General features: G+C 60.5%; 11 protein-coding genes. 8 read left to right on the forward strand and 3 right to left on the reverse strand.

All coding sequences use genetic code 11. The features are described from left to right. Nucleotides 1-92: 92 nt before the first annotated feature. Both ACTWLJ_RS26335 and rlmKL read right to left on the reverse strand, forming a co-directional pair. Nucleotides 93-2,477, reverse strand: coding sequence for a sensor domain-containing diguanylate cyclase (locus ACTWLJ_RS26335; protein WP_445179092.1), 2,385 nt, complete (start codon nucleotides 2,475-2,477; stop codon nucleotides 93-95). A gap of 147 nt (nucleotides 2,478-2,624) precedes the next feature. Then, nucleotides 2,625-4,895: a bifunctional 23S rRNA (guanine(2069)-N(7))-methyltransferase RlmK/23S rRNA (guanine(2445)-N(2))-methyltransferase RlmL gene (gene rlmKL, locus ACTWLJ_RS26340; protein ID WP_445179093.1), complete on the reverse strand. Its 2,271-nt coding sequence runs from the start codon at nucleotides 4,893-4,895 to the stop codon at nucleotides 2,625-2,627. Nucleotides 4,896-5,427: 532 nt separating this feature from the next. Here rlmKL and rmf point away from each other — a divergent pair. Then, entirely contained in the window at nucleotides 5,428-5,643 is a 216-nt protein-coding gene (gene rmf / locus ACTWLJ_RS26345; protein WP_003223300.1) for a ribosome modulation factor, read from the forward strand. A gap of 304 nt (nucleotides 5,644-5,947) precedes the next feature. Here rmf and ACTWLJ_RS26350 read toward each other — a convergent pair whose 3' ends face one another. Continuing rightward, on the reverse strand, nucleotides 5,948-6,967 hold the full coding sequence (locus ACTWLJ_RS26350; RefSeq protein WP_401216023.1) for a quinone-dependent dihydroorotate dehydrogenase: 1,020 nt from the start codon (nucleotides 6,965-6,967) through the stop codon (nucleotides 5,948-5,950). 224 nt (nucleotides 6,968-7,191) lie between these two features. Between ACTWLJ_RS26350 and ACTWLJ_RS26355 the strand changes: the two genes are divergently transcribed. From ACTWLJ_RS26355 to ACTWLJ_RS26385, 7 genes are all read left to right on the forward strand, one after another. Then, nucleotides 7,192-8,403 carry a CmpA/NrtA family ABC transporter substrate-binding protein gene (locus ACTWLJ_RS26355; protein ID WP_445179094.1) on the forward strand — a complete coding sequence of 404 codons (1,212 nt, stop codon included), beginning with the start codon at nucleotides 7,192-7,194 and terminating at the stop codon, nucleotides 8,401-8,403. Nucleotides 8,404-8,418: 15 nt separating this feature from the next. Further along, nucleotides 8,419-8,994, forward strand: coding sequence for an ANTAR domain-containing response regulator (locus tag ACTWLJ_RS26360; RefSeq protein ID WP_401216021.1), 576 nt, complete (start codon nucleotides 8,419-8,421; stop codon nucleotides 8,992-8,994). A gap of 297 nt (nucleotides 8,995-9,291) precedes the next feature. Then, the gene (locus ACTWLJ_RS26365) at nucleotides 9,292-10,503 is read left to right on the forward strand and encodes a nitrate/nitrite transporter (protein WP_445179095.1); all 1,212 of its coding nucleotides are present in this window, start codon (nucleotides 9,292-9,294) and stop codon (nucleotides 10,501-10,503) included. Between the two features lie 7 nt (nucleotides 10,504-10,510). Continuing rightward, entirely contained in the window at nucleotides 10,511-12,181 is a 1,671-nt protein-coding gene (locus tag ACTWLJ_RS26370) for a protein kinase domain-containing protein (RefSeq protein ID WP_445179096.1), read from the forward strand. Nucleotides 12,182-12,566: 385 nt separating this feature from the next. Further along, nucleotides 12,567-15,020, forward strand: coding sequence for a nitrite reductase large subunit NirB (gene nirB / locus ACTWLJ_RS26375; RefSeq protein ID WP_445179097.1), 2,454 nt, complete (start codon nucleotides 12,567-12,569; stop codon nucleotides 15,018-15,020). Beyond that, entirely contained in the window at nucleotides 15,017-15,334 is a 318-nt protein-coding gene (gene nirD, locus ACTWLJ_RS26380; protein ID WP_445179098.1) for a nitrite reductase small subunit NirD, read from the forward strand. The genes nirB and nirD overlap by 4 nt, the downstream gene beginning before the upstream one ends. Continuing rightward, nucleotides 15,334-18,048: a nitrate reductase gene (locus tag ACTWLJ_RS26385; protein ID WP_445179099.1), complete on the forward strand. Its 2,715-nt coding sequence runs from the start codon at nucleotides 15,334-15,336 to the stop codon at nucleotides 18,046-18,048. The genes nirD and ACTWLJ_RS26385 overlap by 1 nt, the downstream gene beginning before the upstream one ends. Nucleotide 18,049 lies beyond the last annotated feature (1 nt).

Consider the following 18,049-nt stretch of genomic DNA (forward strand, 5'->3'; position numbering starts at 1 on the left):
GAAAGCGTAGTGTCAGTCACCGACGATATTGGCTGAATAGACGCCTTCGCGAGCAAGCTCGCTCCCACAGGGGGTTTGCAGTGTGTTCTGATTTAGAAGAGTTGCCGTTCTACCCGGTCGCGGCCGCCCTGCTTCGCCGCGTACACCCCGGAATCCGCCCGCAGCAACAACGCATCCGCGCCCTCGCCCGCGCGCCAACTGGCAATGCCGAAACTCGCAGTCACCACGCCCACCACATCCACCGGCGCGCCGCGCAAGCCTTGCCATAGTTCGAGGGCCAGGTGATAGGCGTGTTCGCCGTCGATGTCCGGGCACAGCACCATGAACTCCTCACCGCCCAACCGGCAGAACACATCGGTACGCCGCAGGCGATGGCCGATGCGCTCGCACACCGCTTGCAACACCCGGTCGCCGACGGCATGGCCGTACTGGTCGTTGATTCGCTTGAAGTGGTCGATGTCGAGCATGATCACCGACAGTTCTCCCCCGCCACGCTCGACCCGGGCCATTTCGGTGGTCAGGCGTTCCTGGAAATAACGACGGTTGTGAATCCCGGTCAGCGAGTCGGTCACCGATAGCGCACGCAACTCTTCCTCAACACGCTTAAGGTCGGAGATGTCGGAAATATAGCCATGCCACAACACGCCGCCGCCCGGCAGTTCTTCCGGGGTCGCCTCGCCGCGCACCCAGCGCAAACCGCGCTCGGGCAACTGCACCCGATATTCTTCGCGCCAAGGGCTGAGACTGTCCGCCGAGGCGCGAATCGAGCTGCGCACGCGAGTGGTGTCCTGCGGATGAATGCGGGTGAAGATCGCTTCGGCGTTGAGCAGCAGCACGTCCGGCTCCAGCTCGTAGATCTCGCGGATGCCGTCGCTGGCGTAGATCACACTGAAACGCCCGTCGAATTCCATCTTGAATTGGTAGATGCCACCGGGAACGTGAGCGCTGAGTTTCTTCAGCAGCACGTCCCGCGCCGCCAGTGCTTCGTGCACGCGCTTGCGCTCGGTGATGTCGATGCAGATCGCCAGATGCCCGACCCACAAACCCTGCTCATCCAGCACTGGCGTAGCGAGCATGTTCACCGGCAGATGACTGCCATCGCTGCGCACCAGCGTCCATTCCCGGGCCTCGTGCCCGCCGACTTCACCGCCCTCGACCAGCATCGCGTGGCAGGTCGGAATCACCTTGCCGTAACGCGCACTCAATTCCGCCGCACGCGCCGCCAGCTCGCGGGGCAGGTGTAGATTTTCCAGAGTCATGTGGTCGATTACGTCGATCCCGCGATAACCGAGCATCTGTTCGGCACCGGGGTTGAAGGTGCTGATGACTCCACGCAAGTCAGTGGCGATGATTGCCACCTGCGTCGCCGCGTTGAGCACGCCGCGCAACTGACCGTGGGCCCCACGCAACTCCTGTTCACGAGCGTGCAGTTCCTCGGTACGCACCTCGACCAGCCGCAACGCACGCTGGCGCTGACTGACCAGCACGTACAACAAGGCGCTGAGCAACAGACTGAGCAATCCACCGAGAACCACCACGCTGCCAACCGACGAATGATTGGACTGCATGAACGCATCGCTGGGCAGAATATCGACCTGATAATCGTGATCGGCCATGCGCACCAGCCGCGTTGCCGACAGATCGCTCCGGGCCGGCTCGTTGTTGGATTCGAACAGCGCCTCATGTTGATCGTCGGTCGACAAATCGAGGATGCGCACCGAAAGGTAATCATGGAAGGAGTCCGGCAGACCATCCGCCAGCAACTGACGCATGCTGATCACCGCCATCACATAACCGAACGGCTTCGCTTCGTCAGGCCGACTGACCGGCGCTACCAGCAGCACACCTCGGGCGTAGGCTTGCTCGATGTTGACCAGTTGCATCGGCTGCGACACCGCCAGTCCATCAAGCTTTTCCGCACGTTGCAGCGTTGCACGGCGCAACGGCTGAGCGAGCAAGTCATAACCCAATGGCGAACCAAGACGGCTTTGCGTCTGGCTGTACAGCACCACCACGTATTCATCGCGGGGGGCGGCCAGTTGCAATTCGCCCTGGGCATTCAGTTCACGGATGCTGAAGTCGCTCAGGCCTTCGTCGCGCACTTGCTGCTCAAAAGCCGCACGCTCGGCACCGCTCACCCGCTGGGCGAACGAATAGGCTTGGGTACGCAGTAATAAGGGATGGGTGTAACCGTCGAACTCGGCGCGGGACACCGATTCGGAGTTGGCAAAGAAACGGCGCAGGCCATCGAGGCGCTGTTCCTGATCCTGAAAACGCTCTTCGATTCGACTGTAGCGTTCGTTGGCCAGCAGTTGAAAGCGCTGATGCAACTGTTGCTGAAACTGATTGAGGGTGCCCCAGGCCAGCAGCCCCGTGAGAATCCCGCCGGCGAGCAATACCAGGAGCGCGACCAGCCAGGCCGAGACATCTTCACTGATAAAACCCAAAATCTTCGGGCGCACGGGGTGTAAGGACATAAGGGCAACTCAACTACGCGACTGTTCCGGGGATAGCCCCTCTGGCCATGAGTTGAGTTATAGCTATTAGCCATTAATTTGGCTAGCTCTGATCGGATCCAAGAGCCTTTAAAAATCAAGGCTCTGTGGACTCGATCAGCCCAAGTGTCAACGAGCCGTGATTTTCCAGGCGCGGTGGATCTTGCCGTTGCGGGCGAAATCCGGATCGATGGTCTGCGCGCTGATTTCCTCGACCGCGTAACGCTCGCCGAGGTTCTCTTCCAACTGGAACTTGCGGAAGTTGTTGGAGAAGTACAACACCCCGCCCGGAGCCAGACGGGCCATGGCCAGGTCGATCAACTGCACCTGGTCACGCTGCACGTCGAACACGCCTTCCATGCGTTTGGAGTTGGAGAAGGTCGGCGGATCGATAAAGATCAGGTCGTACTCGTCACGGCAGCTTTCCAGCCACACCATCACGTCGCCCTGCTCCAGACGGTTTTTGTCCGAAAAGCCGTTCAGCGACAGGTTACGACGCGCCCAGTCGAGGTAGGTTTTCGACAGGTCGACGCTGGTGGTGCTGCGTGCGCCACCCTTGGCCGCATGTACGCTGGCGGTCGCGGTGTAGCAATACAGATTGAGGAAGCGCTTGCCGGCCGCCTCTTTCTGAATGCGCATGCGCATCGGCCGGTGATCGAGGAACAGCCCGGTGTCGAGGTAGTCGGTGAGGTTCACCAGCAGCTTGACGCCGCCTTCGTTGACCTCATTGAACTTGCCCTGCGCGCTCTGACGCTCGTACTGCTTGGTGCCGCTCTGACGCTCGCGGCGCTTGACCACCACGCGGCTCTTGTCGACGTTCAACGCCTGCGGAATCGCAGCCAAAGCATCGAACATGCGCGCCGAGGCTTTTTCCGGGTCGATCGACTTCGGCGCGACGTATTCCTGGACGTGCACCCAATCGTGGTACAGGTCGATGGCCATTGCGTATTCCGGCATGTCGGCATCGTAGACGCGGTAGCAATCAATGCCTTCGCGCTTGACCCACTTGCCCATCGCTTTGAGGTTTTTCTGCAGGCGGTTGGCAAACATCTGCCCGCCTTCGCTCAGGCGCGGCTGCTCGATCACTGGCGCCGGGGCCGGCGCTGGCTTGATCGGGTTGCCGTTTTTGTTGAACTTGCGTTCTTGCGGCTCGTCCGGGGTCTGATCGTAGGCAGCTTGCTCACGCTCGGCCTGACGTTGCTCCGGGGTGCGACGCTCGCCAGTGACGAACTGATCCGGCACCACTTTGATCAACAGCAGCTTGCACGGCAACGCGCCGTTCCAGAACGAATACTGTTTGTGGCTGCGGATGCCCATGCGCTTGCCCAGATCCGGGGCGCCGGTGAAGACCGCCGCTTCCCAGTTCAGGCACGCCTGACGCAGGCGCTCGCCGAGGTTCTGGTAGAGATAAAGCAGACTTGCTTCATCGCCCAGACGCTCGCCATATGGAGGGTTGCAGATCACCAGACCTTTCTGGTTCTGGTCCGGACGCGGCTCGAACGTCGCGACTTCGCCCTGATAGATCTTGATCCACTCGCTCAGGCCAGCGCGCTCGACGTTGTTGCGGCCCGGTTGAATCAGGCGCGGGTCGGCTTCGTAACCACGAATCCACAGTGGCGGCTTGGCCAGACCGGCAGCGGCACGCTCGACGGCTTCTTCGTGGAGTTTTTTCCACAAGGCCGGAACGTGGCCCAGCCATGCGGTGAAGCCCCATTGCTCACGACGCAGGTTCGGCGCCATATCGGCGGCGATCATTGCTGCTTCGACGAGGAACGTACCCACACCGCACATCGGGTCAGCCAGCGCGCCGCCTTCGGCAGCAATGCGCGGCCAGCCGGAACGAATAAGGATGGCTGCCGCGAGGTTTTCCTTCAACGGCGCAGCGCCCTGCTGCAAGCGGTAACCGCGCTGGTGCAGGCTGTGGCCGGAAAGGTCGAGGGACAGAATCGCTTCGCCGCGATCCAGACGCAGGTGAATGCGCAGGTCCGGGTTGAGCTTGTCGATGGATGGACGGTCGCCCTGCGGGGTGCGCAGTTTGTCGACGATGGCGTCCTTGACCTTCAAGGCGCCGAAGTGCGTGTTGTCGATGCCCGAACCGTGGCCGCTGAATTCGACGGCCAGGGTGCCGTCATTGAGCATGTGGTCTTGCCATTCGATGTCGAGGACGCCGTGGTACAGGTCTTCGGCATCTTTCATCGGGAAGCGCTTGAGCACCAGCAACACCCGGTTGGCCAGTCGCGACCACAGGCACAGGCGATAAGCGGTTTCCATCGTCGCCATGCCACGCACGGCGGAGGTGTGCTCGCGGGCTTCTTCAAGGCCAAGCCCGACGGCTTCCTCGATGAGCAGGCCTTCAAGGCCTTTAGGGCAAGTGAGGAAGATTTCAAAACTGTCGGACATGGTATTTCCAAAGCCTTTGGCTAGTGAATCGGCAACGCATTGCCGATCCGGTTTTCAATCAGGCGCTTTTCTAAAAGAACGCCCGCGTGGCACGAAGGTGTGCCGTTCCATCCCCGCTGCTCGGGTTAAAAGAGCTTAGATGCCGGGACAGATAAAAAAGTTGGTGAAACAAAAAGTCTTAAAGCGTCCCTTCGTCGAATAGTACCCCAGCGTAAACGTGGGTCATTCTCACTAAAGGATTAAGCCCCTCATACACTGGGGGGCCGATCATACCGGGGTTTGCTCAAAAAACATTCAAGAAACTCACGGTTACTTATGGCCATAGCACTATTTTCGTTACGTCCTTATGACAAAACGATCATTCCATCGCTGTGACTCATTGGTTAGAACTGATCACAGGTTGACGTCCCAACGGCGTCAACACCTTGGCTCGCCACGCCGGCAGCGAGCCCCCCAACGGCAGAAGTTTTTCTGCCAGACCTCGGTTGAGGTCAACGCGTCAAATACAGTCAACAAGTGAGGGAAACACCCTATGAGAAGACTTAAGCGTGATCCGTTGGAAAGAGCATTTTTGCGCGGATATCAATATGGCGTTGGTGGCAAATCCCGTGAGCTTTGCCCATTTACTCTACCGTCGGTACGTCAAGCCTGGATTAACGGCTGGCGAGAAGGACGCGGCGACAACTGGGACGGTATGACCGGCACTGCGGGAATCCACAGACTCAACGAACTTCACGCCGTCGGCTGACACAGGGCATTTATTCCGACACGACAATCTGAATTGTAACGACTTACCACGCACGTCCTTCCCGGACGGCGGGCTGCGGCCCAGGGGCTCCTTCGAGGAGCCCTTTTTAATGCCTGCACAATCTGTTGAACGCACGCACTCCGGTGGCGAGGGGATTTATCCCCGCTGGGCTGCGAAGCGGCCCCAAAACAAGCAAACTAAATTTGGCAGGCAAATCGAGAGTTAGAACTTACGACTGCTGCGCAGCCGAACGGGGATAAATCCCCTCGCCACACAAACCTCCCAGTCCCTCAGTCCCAGACCTTCAGCGCAATGCGGCGATGGCATCTACCGATTCACGAATCAGCGCCGGGCCCTTATAGATGAAGCCCGAGTAGATCTGCACCAGGCTTGCGCCGGCAGTAATCTTCTCCGCCGCGTGCTTGCCTTCAGTAATCCCGCCCGCCGCGATAATCGGCAAACGACCACCCAGTTCCGCCGCCAACACTTTAACCGTGTGCGTGCTCTTGTCACGAACCGGCGCGCCGGACAGACCGCCCGCCTCGTCACCGTGTTCCATGCCTTCGACGCCAACGCGGCTAAGCGTGGTGTTGGTGGCGATCACCGCGTCCATCCCGGTATCGATCAAGGCTTGCGCGACCTGCGCGGTTTCTTCGTCGGTCATGTCCGGGGCAATCTTGATCGCCAGCGGCACATGTTTGCCATGACGCAACGCCAGTTCGGCACGGCGTGTCGCCAGATCAGCCAGCAGTTGCTTGAGCGAGTCACCGAATTGCAGGCTGCGCAGGCCCGGGGTGTTTGGCGAGCTGACGTTGACCGTGATGTAACTGGCGTGGGCGTACACCTTGTCCAGGCAGATCAGGTAGTCATCCACCGCGCGCTCGACCGGGGTGTCGAAGTTCTTGCCGATATTGATGCCCAGCACGCCCTTGTACTTGGCGGCGGCAACGCGGGCCAGCAGGTGATCGACGCCGAGGTTGTTGAAGCCCATGCGATTGATGATCGCCTCGGCTTCCGGCAGACGGAAGATCCGTGGTTTCGGGTTGCCCGGTTGCGGACGCGGGGTGATGGTGCCGATTTCGACAAAACCGAAACCCAGCTGCGCAAAACCGTCGATGGCCGCGCCGTTCTTGTCCAGACCTGCGGCCAAACCTACAGGGTTCGGGAAGTCCAGGCCCATGACCGTCACCGGCACTTTTGCCGGCGCCTTGCACAGCAAGCCATTGAGGCCCAAACGTCCGCCCGCGCCGATCAGATCCAGCGACAGATCGTGGGAGGTTTCCGGGGAAAGTTTGAACAACAGCTGACGGGCCAGGGTGTACATGGGCGGCTATGACTCGATGCGACGAAAGAGGCGGCGATTATAGCCGGGCATCGACCTGCGGCGCGAGACACGCAGGCAAATCAGCGGGCAACTGGCATATGCCTTGCACCTTCCCGGTTATCAGCCTGCAAGCCAACGACGGCGTGCAGGCCCGGACAATGGCGTCGTTCCCGGTTTTGCCTCGCGCAACGCCTGGGACGACGTTTTTTTTGAAGGTGGCTTTTATGCATGAACCCTCCATCGGGCCGCTGGCCTGGGTCAATGGCAGCGATGCCCCGGAAAAAACCGAGATCAATCTTGGCTTCATGGCCCTGAGCGATTGCGCCTCGGTAGTAGTTGCCGCCACTCAGGGCTTCGCCCAGCCTTACGGGCTGACCCTGAACCTCAAACGACAGAGTTCCTGGGCCAACCTGCGGGACAATCTGGTCAGCGGCGAACTCGACGCCGCCCACAGCCTGTACGGCCTGATCTATGCGGTGCATCTGGGCATCGGCGGCGTGGCACCGACCGACATGGCGGTGCTGATGGGGCTGAACCAGAACGGCCAGAGCCTCAATCTGTCCCATGGCTTGCAGAGTCTCGGCGTGACCAGTCCTGAAGCGCTGGATCGCCATGTGCACCAAAGCCGCGCAAAACTCACCTTCGCCCAGACCTTCCCCACCGGCACTCACGCCATGTGGCTTTATTACTGGCTGGCGAGCCAGGGCATTCATCCATTGCAGGATGTCGACAGCGTGGTGGTGCCACCGCCGCAAATGGTCGCGCACTTGCAGGCCGGGCGCATTGACGGTTTCTGCGTCGGCGAACCGTGGGCCGCCAGCGCCGTTGAACAAGACCTCGGTTTCACCATGGCGACTACACAAACCATCTGGCCCGATCACCCGGAAAAGGTCCTCGGTTGCACCCGCGCCTTCGTCGAGCAGTACCCGAATACCGCCCGGGCGCTGGTGATGGCGATCTTGCAGGCCAGCCGCTTTATCGAAGAAAGCCCGGAAAATCGCCGCAGCACTGCGCAGCTGTTGAGTGCCCCGGACTATCTCGATGCACCGCTTGCACACATCGAACCGCGCTTTGTCGGTGATTACGCTGACGGCCTCGGCAACCGCTGGCAGGACCCGCATGCTTTGCGTTTTTATGGCGGCGGCGAGGTCAATCTGCCGTATCTGTCGGACGGCATGTGGTTCATGACCCAGTTCCGTCGCTGGGGTTTGCTGCGCGACGACCCGGATTATCTCGCCGTTGCGCGTCAGGTCCAGCAACTGTCGCTCTATCGCGAAGCTGCCACTGCTGTGGGTGTGGCGGCGTGGGGCCAGGAAATGCGCAGCAGCCAATTGATCGACGGCAAGGTCTGGGACGGCAGCGATCCTGCCGGTTATGCCCGCAGTTTCAAGCTGCACGCCTTGAGCGACAGCGCCCCCCTTCTCGCCCGCCGCTGACAGGAGACCGCGAACATGTTGCGAATTCTGCTGATCAACGACACGGCGAAAAAAGTCGGTCGCCTGAAGGCCGCGCTGATCGAGGCCGGTTTCGAGGTGATCGACGAGTCTGGCCTGATCATCGACTTGCCCGCACGCGTCGAAACGGTGCGCCCGGACGTGATTCTGATCGATACCGAGTCACCGGGCCGCGATGTGATGGAACAAGTGGTGCTGGTCAGTCGCGATCAGCCACGACCGATCGTGATGTTCACCGACGAGCATGATCCGGGGGTGATGCGTCAGGCGATCAAGTCCGGGGTCAGCGCTTACATCGTCGAGGGCATTCATGCACAACGCTTGCAGCCGATTCTCGATGTGGCAATGGCGCGCTTCGAGAGTGATCAGGCGCTGCGTGCGCAACTGCATGCCCGCGACCAGCAACTGGCCGAGCGCAAGCGCATCGAACTGGCCAAGGGCTTGCTGATGAAAATGAAGGACTGCAACGAAGAACAGGCCTACACCCTGATGCGCCGCCAGGCCATGAGCCGCCAGCAGAAGCTGATCCAGGTGGCGGAGCAGATTATTGCCATGAGCGAATTGCTTGGCTGAGGTTCTGCGGAGCTTGTGCGGCCCCCATCGCTGGCAGGCTGGCCTGCCAGCGATGGGCCGCACCTCGGTCTCGAACTGTTGGCACAAATCTCGCTAAGCATTCTTCACAGGTAACCAACGGCGGTTGCCCCACCTACGACAAAGACGTCGCTCACTCCTTTCGCCTCAACCGGCGCATCGGGTAGCGGCGTTTTTTCGTTTTGGCCCCACAGCCCGGGGCCGGTGGTGCGGCCGTGGCGGCGCCCCACTTGCTGGCACATGACTCCCTTTCGAGACTCTTCACAGCTGAGGTGCGCAATGAATTCAAGCTTCTGGAAATCCGGCCATACCCCGACCCTGTTCGCAGCGTTCATCTATTTCGACCTGAGCTTCATGGTCTGGTATCTGCTCGGCCCGCTCGCGGTGCAGATTGCCGCCGACCTGCACCTGACCACCCAGCAACGCGGTCTGGTCGTCGCCACACCAATTCTCGCGGGTGCGGTGCTGCGCTTTGCCATGGGCATGCTCGCTGATCGCCTGTCACCAAAAACCGCCGGGCTGATCGGCCAGGTGATCGTCATCTGCGCGCTGTTCGGCGCCTGGAAACTCGGCATCCACAGCTACGAACAGGCGCTGCTGCTGGGTCTGTTCCTCGGCATGGCCGGCGCTTCATTCGCCGTCGCCCTGCCGCTGGCGTCGCAGTGGTATCCGCCGCAGCATCAGGGCAAAGCGATGGGCATCGCCGGAGCGGGTAACTCCGGCACCGTGTTTGCCGCGTTGATCGCCCCGGTGCTGGCCGCATCGTTCGGCTGGAGCAACGTATTCGGCTTCGCGCTGATTCCGCTGATCCTCACGCTAATCGTGTTTGCCTGGCTGGCGAAAAACGCGCCGCAACGGCCGAAAGCCAAATCCGTGGCCGACTACTTCAAGGCCCTCGGCGACCGCGACAGTTGGTGGTTCATGTTCTTTTACAGCGTGACTTTCGGCGGCTTCATTGGCCTGGCCAGCGCCCTGCCCGGCTACTTCAACGATCAATACGGTTTGAGCCCGGTGACCGCCGGTTACTACACCGCTGCCTGCGTGTTCGGAGGCAGTCTGATGCGGCCGTTGGGCGGCGCGCTGGCCGACCGTTTCGGTGGCATCCGCACACTGCTGGCGATGTACACCGTGGCGGCCATCTGCATCGCGGCGGTGGGTTTCAACCTGCCAAGTTCCTACGCGGCGTTGGCACTTTTCGTCTGCACCATGCTCGGTCTCGGCGCGGGTAACGGCGCGGTATTTCAATTGGTGCCGCAACGTTTTCGTCTGGAAATCGGCGTGATGACCGGGTTGATCGGCATGGCCGGCGGTATCGGCGGATTTGCCTTGGCGGCGGGCATGGGTGCGATCAAGCAAAGCACCGGCAGCTATCAACTGGCACTCTGGTTGTTCGCCAGCCTTGGCGTGCTGGCGTGGTTCGGCCTGCACGGGGTCAAGCGTCGCTGGAGAACCACTTGGGGTTCGGCGGCTGTGACCGCGGCGCGGGTCTGAAACATCGATGGCCCTGCAACTGAGCTTTGCCGACGCCACTGCCTGCGGGCCTCGCGCTGAAAATCAGGACGCCTTGCGCTTGGTGACGCCGGCAGCAGACGTGGCGGCGAGCAAAGGTTTTTTGTTTGCCATCGCTGACGGCGTCAGCCAATGCGCCGATGGCGGTCTCGCGGCGCGCTCGACCTTGCAGGCACTCGCTCAGGATTACTACGCCACCCCGCAAACCTGGAGCGTGGCGCAGGCGCTGGAGCGTTTGCTGCTGGCACAAAATCGTTGGCTGCAAGCCAATGGCGGTGGGCAACCGTTGCTCACCACTGTCAGCGCTTTGGTTATGCGCGGTCGGCGCTTTACCCTCGCGCATGTAGGAGATTGCCGGGTTTACCGTTGGCATGCCGACACCCTGCAACGCATCACCGAGGATCACGTCTGGGATCAACCGGGCATGCAGCATGTGCTCAAGCGTGCCTTGGGCCTGGATCAGCATCTGGTGCTGGATTTCCTCGACGGTGAATTGCGCGATGACGAGTGTTTCGTGCTGCTCAGCGATGGCATCTGGGCGACGTTGGGCGATAGCGCGATTGCGGCGATCCTGCGCGATCAAGCGGATCTGGCCAGCGCTGCGCAGACGCTGGTCGCCGCCGCGCACATGGCTGGCAGTCAGGACAACGCCAGCGCTTTATTGGTGCGCGTCGATGCTGTCGGTGAAGCGAACATCGGCGAGGCCTTGATCCAGTTACAGCAATGGCCGCTGCCGCCAGCGCTGAAACCGGGACAGGTTTTCGAAGGCTGGCAGGTGCAGGAAATTGTCGGGCAGAGCCAACAATCACTGCTCTACCGGGTACTCGACGGACAAGGCCAACTCTGGCTGCTGAAAACCCTGCCCACACGTTTGATCGATGATTCCCGGGCCGGGCAAGCGCTGTTGGCCGAGGAATGGTTTCTCAAACGGGTGGCTGGGCGGCACTTCCCGGAAGTCCACAGCCTCAATCAGCGTCAGCATTTGTACTACGTGATGCGCGAATACTCGGGCTCGACATTAGCCCGGCTCTATCAACAAAACGGCCAGTTGCCGCTGGCGCAATGGCAGTCGTTGGCCGAACGGTTGTTGCGCGCTGTGGGCCTGCTGCATCGACGGCAGATCCTCCATCGCGACATCAAACCGGAGAACCTGTTGCTGGGTGACGACGGTGAATTACGCCTGCTGGATTTTGGCCTGGCTTACTGTCCGGGCCTGTCCGAGGACTTGCCATCAACCTTGCCGGGCACCCCGAGTTACATTGCGCCGGAAGCCTTTCGCGGCGATAAACCCGGCGCTCGGCAGGATTTGTATGCGGTGGGCGTCACCTTGTATTTCCTGCTGACCGGGCATTATCCGTACGGTGAAATCGAGGCATTCCAGCGCCCGCGTTTCGGGGTGCCGGTGAGTGCCAGCCGTTACCGCCCGGATCTGCCAGAGTGGTTGGCGCACTGCCTGGAACGTGGGGTTGCGGCAGAACCGGAGCAACGCTTTGAAACGGCGGAAGAGTGGTTGCTGGTGCTGGAGCAGGGTGAGCGAAACAGCCTGAGTGTCAGGCCCCGGCCGTTGCTTGAGCGTGAACCGTTGAAGGTTTGGCGGACGTTGGCGCTGGTTTCTCTGGTGATGAATCTGGTGCTGCTGTTTCTGGTGTTTCATGGCTGAAAGCGTGGCGTGCCTTTCGCGAGCAAGCTCGCTCCCACATTTGAAATGCATTCCCCTGTAGGCGCTGCGGCACGCTGCGATCTTTTGATTTTCTGCCTCAAAACCGGGCGCCATGCATTTCCCCGGTGCACAAATCTCAGCACTGACTCGATTGAACCCCAACAAATTCGGGGCTTTGCCCACTTGGCACAACCACTGCATTAATCCCCTCACCACACATAAAGCCCAACCTTCAACGACGAAGGCTGCGCTTCCCGAGAGAACGGGACAAGGACAAAGGCGTCCTCGCTAGGCAACTAGCGGGACGCCTTTTTTTGTTGCGCAAAATTTGTCGAGCCAGGCCTGACTGCCCACAAGAGGCAAGCCGCAGCTCCCGGAGAACCTGATGAAAAAGCTCAAACTGGTGATGATCGGCAATGGCATGGCCGGGGTTCGCACCCTCGAAGAGCTGCTTAAGTTGAGCAACGAGCTGTACGACATCACCGTCTTCGGCGCCGAACCGCATACCAACTACAACCGCATCCTGCTGTCGCCGGTATTGGCCGGTGAGCAGACATTCGAAGAAATCGTGCTCAACGATCTCGACTGGTACCTGGAAAACCACATCAAGCTGCTGCTCAATCGCAAAGTGGTGGAGATCGACCGGATCAAGCGCAGAGTCATTGCCGAGGACGGCACCGAGGCCGAATACGACCGCTTGCTGATCGCCACCGGCTCCACGCCATTCATTCTGCCGATTCCCGGCAATACCCTGCAGGGCGTGATCGGTTACCGCGACATTGCCGACACCCAGGCAATGATCGACACCGCCAAAACCCACAAGCACGCGGTGGTCATCGGCGGCGGCCTGCTCGGCCTCGAAGCCGCCAACGGTCTGATGCTGCGCGGCATGCACGTGACCGTGGTGCACATCGGCGAATGGTTGCTGGAGCGGCAACTGGACAAGACCAGTGGCCAGCTCCTGCAAAGCGCCCTTGAATCCCGTGGCCTGCACTTTCGCTTGTGCGAACAGACCCAAGCCCTGCACGACGCCGGCAATGGCCGGGTCGGCTCGGTGCAGTTCAAGAACGGCGACATCATCCCTGCCGATCTGGTGGTGATGGCCGCCGGCATCCGCCCCAACACCGAACTCGCGGAAAAGGCCGGCATCCCGTGCAGTCGCGGGATTCTGGTCAATGACACGATGCAAACCTACGATCCGCGCATCTACGCCATCGGCGAATGCGCCAGCCATCGCGGGATCGCCTACGGACTGGTCGCGCCGCTGTTCGAGCAGGCCAAGGTCTGCGCCAACCACCTCGCGCAACTCGGTTTTGCCACCTACAAGGGCTCGGTGACCTCGACCAAACTGAAAGTCACCGGCATCGACCTGTTCTCTGCCGGCGACTTCATGGGCGGCGAAGGCACCGAGACCATCACCCTCTCCGATCCGATTGGCGGGGTGTACAAAAAACTGGTGATCAAGGATGACGTGCTGGTCGGGGCTTGTCTGTACGGCGATACGGCAGATGGCGGTTGGTATTTCCGACAGATTCGTGAGAATCACGCCATCGGCGAGATCCGCGATCACCTGATGTTCGGCGAAAACGCCTTGGGCGATGTAGGACATCAGGGCCAAGACAAAGCCATGAGCATGGCCGACAACGCCGAAGTCTGCGGCTGCAACGGCGTGTGCAAAGGCACCATCGTCAAGGCGATTCAGGAACATGGTCTGTTCAGCGTCGACGACGTGAAGAAACATACCAAGGCTGCCAGTTCCTGCGGCTCCTGCGCTGGTTTGGTCGAGCAGATCCTGATCAACACCGTCGGCGGTGCGGCCGACGTCAAACCGAAAAGCGAAAAAGCCATCTGCGGTTGCAGCGACCTCAACCACGGGCAGATTCGTCAAGCGATCCGCGACCAGCATCTGCTGACCATCGCCGACACCATGAGCTACCTCAACTGGCGCACGCCGAACGGCTGCGCGACCTGCCGCCCGGCGCTCAACTACTACCTGATTTCCACCTGGCCCGGCGAAGCGAAGGATGATCCGCAATCGCGGCTGATCAACGAACGTGCGCACGCCAACATCCAGAAAGACGGCACCTACTCAGTCGTGCCACGGATGTGGGGCGGCGTGACCAATCCGTCCGAGTTACGCCGAATCGCCGATGTCGCCGACAAATACAACGTGCCGATGGTCAAGGTCACGGGCGGTCAGCGCATCGATCTGCTGGGGATCAAGAAGCAGGATTTACCGGGGGTCTGGAAGGATCTCGACATGCCATCCGGGCATGCCTACGGAAAATCCATCCGCACGGTGAAGACTTGTGTCGGCAGTGAGTTTTGCCGCTTCGGCACGCAGAATTCGACGCAACTGGGCATCGAGCTTGAGCACGACCTGTTCAACATGTGGTCGCCGCACAAAGTGAAACTGGCGGTCTCCGGTTGCCCACGCAACTGCTCGGAAGCGGGGATCAAAGACGTAGGAATCATCGGCGTCGATTCCGGCTGGGAGATGTACATCGGCGGCAACGGCGGGATCAAGACCGAGGTCGCCGAGTTCTTCGTCAAGCTGAAGACTGCCGACGAGGTGCGCGAATACAACGGCGCCTTTTTGCAGCTGTATCGCGAGGAAGCCTTCTACCTCGAACGCACCGTGCACTACCTGCAACGGGTCGGCATGGAACACATCAAGCAAGCCGTGCTGGAAGATCCGCAGCGGCGCAAGGCGCTGAACGAACGCCTGCAATTCTCTCTGTCGTTCGAACAGGACCCGTGGAAAGAGCGTCTGGCACAGCCGCAACTGAAGAAAGAATTCGACGTGATCCCTGTGAAAAACCTGGAGGTGCCAGCATGAACTGGCTCGATATCTGTGCCCTGGAAGAAATCAACGCCCTCGGTTCGCGGATCATTGCCGGACCGAAAGGTGACATTGCGATTTTTCGCACAAGCGACGATGAAGTTTTCGCACTCGATGACCGCTGCCCCCACAAGGGCGGGCCGCTGTCTCAGGGTTTGATTTACGGCAAACGCGTAGCGTGCCCGCTGCACAACTGGCAGATCGACCTGCAATCCGGCGAAGCGCAGGCACCGGACATTGGTTGCGCGCATCACCATTTGGCCCGGGTCGAAAATGGCCGGGTACTCCTGGCGTTGCGGGAAGTCGCCTGATGAACCGCCAGACGACCGCCTCGACCTGCTGTTATTGCGGGGTCGGCTGCGGCGTGTTGATCGAGCATGACGGCGAACAGATCTTCGGCGTCAGCGGCGATCCGGCGCATCCGGCCAACTTCGGCAAACTCTGCAGTAAAGGCTCGACCTTGCACCTGACCGGCGATCTGAGCGCCCGCGCGCTGTATCCGGAACTGCGTCTGGGCAAGGGCCTCGCACGCAGCCGGACTGACTGGGACACCGCGCTGGAACACGCGGCCAATCTGTTCGCCGAAACCATCGCTGAACACGGCCCGGACAGCGTGGCGTTCTATATTTCCGGGCAATTGCTCACCGAGGATTACTACGCCTTCAACAAACTGGCGCGGGCCTTGGTCGGCACCAACAACATCGACAGCAATTCGCGGCTGTGCATGTCCTCGGCGGTGGTCGGCTACAAACGCAGCCTCGGCGCCGATGCGCCGCCGTGTAGCTATGAGGATCTTGAACTCAGTGATTGCGTGATGATTGTCGGCAGTAACATGGCCTACGCCCACCCGGTACTTTTCCGGCGTCTGGAAGAAGCCAAATCCCGCCGCCCGCAGATGAAAGTCATCGTCATTGACCCTCGGCGCACCGATACCTGCGATCTGGCAGATCTGCATCTAGCGATTCTGCCGGGCACCGATGTCGCTTTATTCCATGGGATTTTGCATCTGCTGCTGTGGGAAGACTGGATCGACCGCGAGTTCATCAAGGCTCACACCGAAGGTCTCGCCGAGCTGAAAAGTCTGGTGCGCGATTACACCCCGACGATGGTTTCTCAGCTGTGCGGGATCAGCATCGAGCAGTTGCAGCAATGCGCCGAATGGATCGGCACTTCGCCGAGTTTTCTGTCGCTGTGGTGCATGGGGTTGAACCAGTCCACCGCTGGCAGCGCGAAAAACAGTGCGCTGATCAATCTGCACTTGGCCACCGGGCAAATCGGCCGTCCGGGTGCAGGACCTTTCTCCCTGACCGGTCAGCCGAACGCCATGGGCGGGCGGGAAACCGGCAGCCTGTCCAACCTGCTGCCGGGGCATCGAGAAGCGGCCAATGCCGAGCATCGTGCAGAAGTGGCGGCCTATTGGGGCGTCGATCAACTGCCGGAAAACACCGGGCTCAGCGCCGTCGAACTGTTTGAGCAGGTGCGTAGCGGCAAGATCAAGGCGCTATGGATTGCCTGTACCAACCCTGCGCAGTCGATGCCTGATCAACAAGCGGTGCGAGCAGCGCTGGAGGCCTGCCCGTTCGTGGTGTTGCAGGAAGCGTTTCGCACCACCGAAACCGCTGCATTCGCCGACCTGCTACTGCCCGCTGCCAGTTGGGGCGAAAAAGAAGGCTCGGTGACCAACTCGGAACGGCGGATTTCCCACGTTCGCAAAGCTGTTGACGCACCAGGTGAGGCACGTCCGGACTGGGCGATCACCGTGGATTTCGCACAACGACTGGAGAAACGTCTGCGCCCGCAGCAGCCAACGTTGTTTGCCTTTGATCATCCGGCGCAACTGTTCGACGAATTCAAACAACTGACCCGTGGCCGCGATCTGGATCTATCCGGGATCAGCCATGCACTGATTGATCAGATCGGCCCACAGCAATGGCCCTTCCCCACCGGCGCCAGCCAAGGTACGCCACGGCTGTATGGCGACGGGATTTTTCCCACGACCAGCGGTTGCGCGCAGTTCATCGCCGAACCCTATCGCGCGGCCAAAGAGCAACGTGACGCACGCTTTCCACTGACATTGATCACGGGGCGCTTGCGTGATCAATGGCACGGCATGAGCCGCACCGGCACTGCCGCGCAATTGTTCGGGCATGTCAGCGAAGCAGTGTTGAGCCTGCATCCGGATGAACTGCGCCGACACCGCTTGCAAACGGGTGATCTGGTGAGCCTGAAAAGTCGCCGTGGTGTAGTGATCGTGGCGGTGGCCAGCGATGACAGCGTGCGTCCGGGCCAGGCATTCCTGCCGATGCATTGGGGCGACCGCTTTCTCAAGGGCGGCGTGAACAGTTTGACCCTGCCTGCCTTCGATCCGCTGTCGAAACAACCGGAACTCAAACACAGCGGCGTGCGCCTGGAGCCGGTGGATTTGCCGTGGCAACTGTTTGCACTGATCGAAGGCGATGTTCAACGGCATTTTGAGACGCTACGACCGCTGTGTGAGGCGTTTTCCTACGTAAGTATCAGCCTTGTCGGACGTGAACGTCCGGCATTGCTGATACGCGCCGCCAGCGCCGCAGCGCCGAATCCGCAATTGCTGCGGGAAATCGACCAATGCCTGGCGCTTATCGAGGGTCCGGTGCTGGCATATGACGACCCGCGCCGCGCTATTGGCAAACGGGTGCGCATCGAAAACGGCCGCATCACCGCGATTCGCCTGGCCGGCGAAACCCTTGCCCAGCATTGGCTGCAAAAGCTCTGGCTCGAAGGCCGTGCCGACGAGCAATTACGTCGCTGGCTGCTCGCGCCGATGAGTGCACCGCCCGGCAATGCCGGTGCCGAAATCACCTCCGGCAAAACTCTGTGTAACTGCAATAACGTCAGTCACAACACGGTCTGTGCCGGCATTCGTGACGGCCTGGATCTGCAAGGTTTGAAAAACAAACTGGGATGCGGCACGCAATGCGGCTCCTGCGTCCCGGAAATCAAGCGATTACTGGCGGCCCATCCGCAGCAAATCACCGTCATCTGAT

It is taken from the genome of Pseudomonas sp. McL0111, from assembly GCF_052567255.1.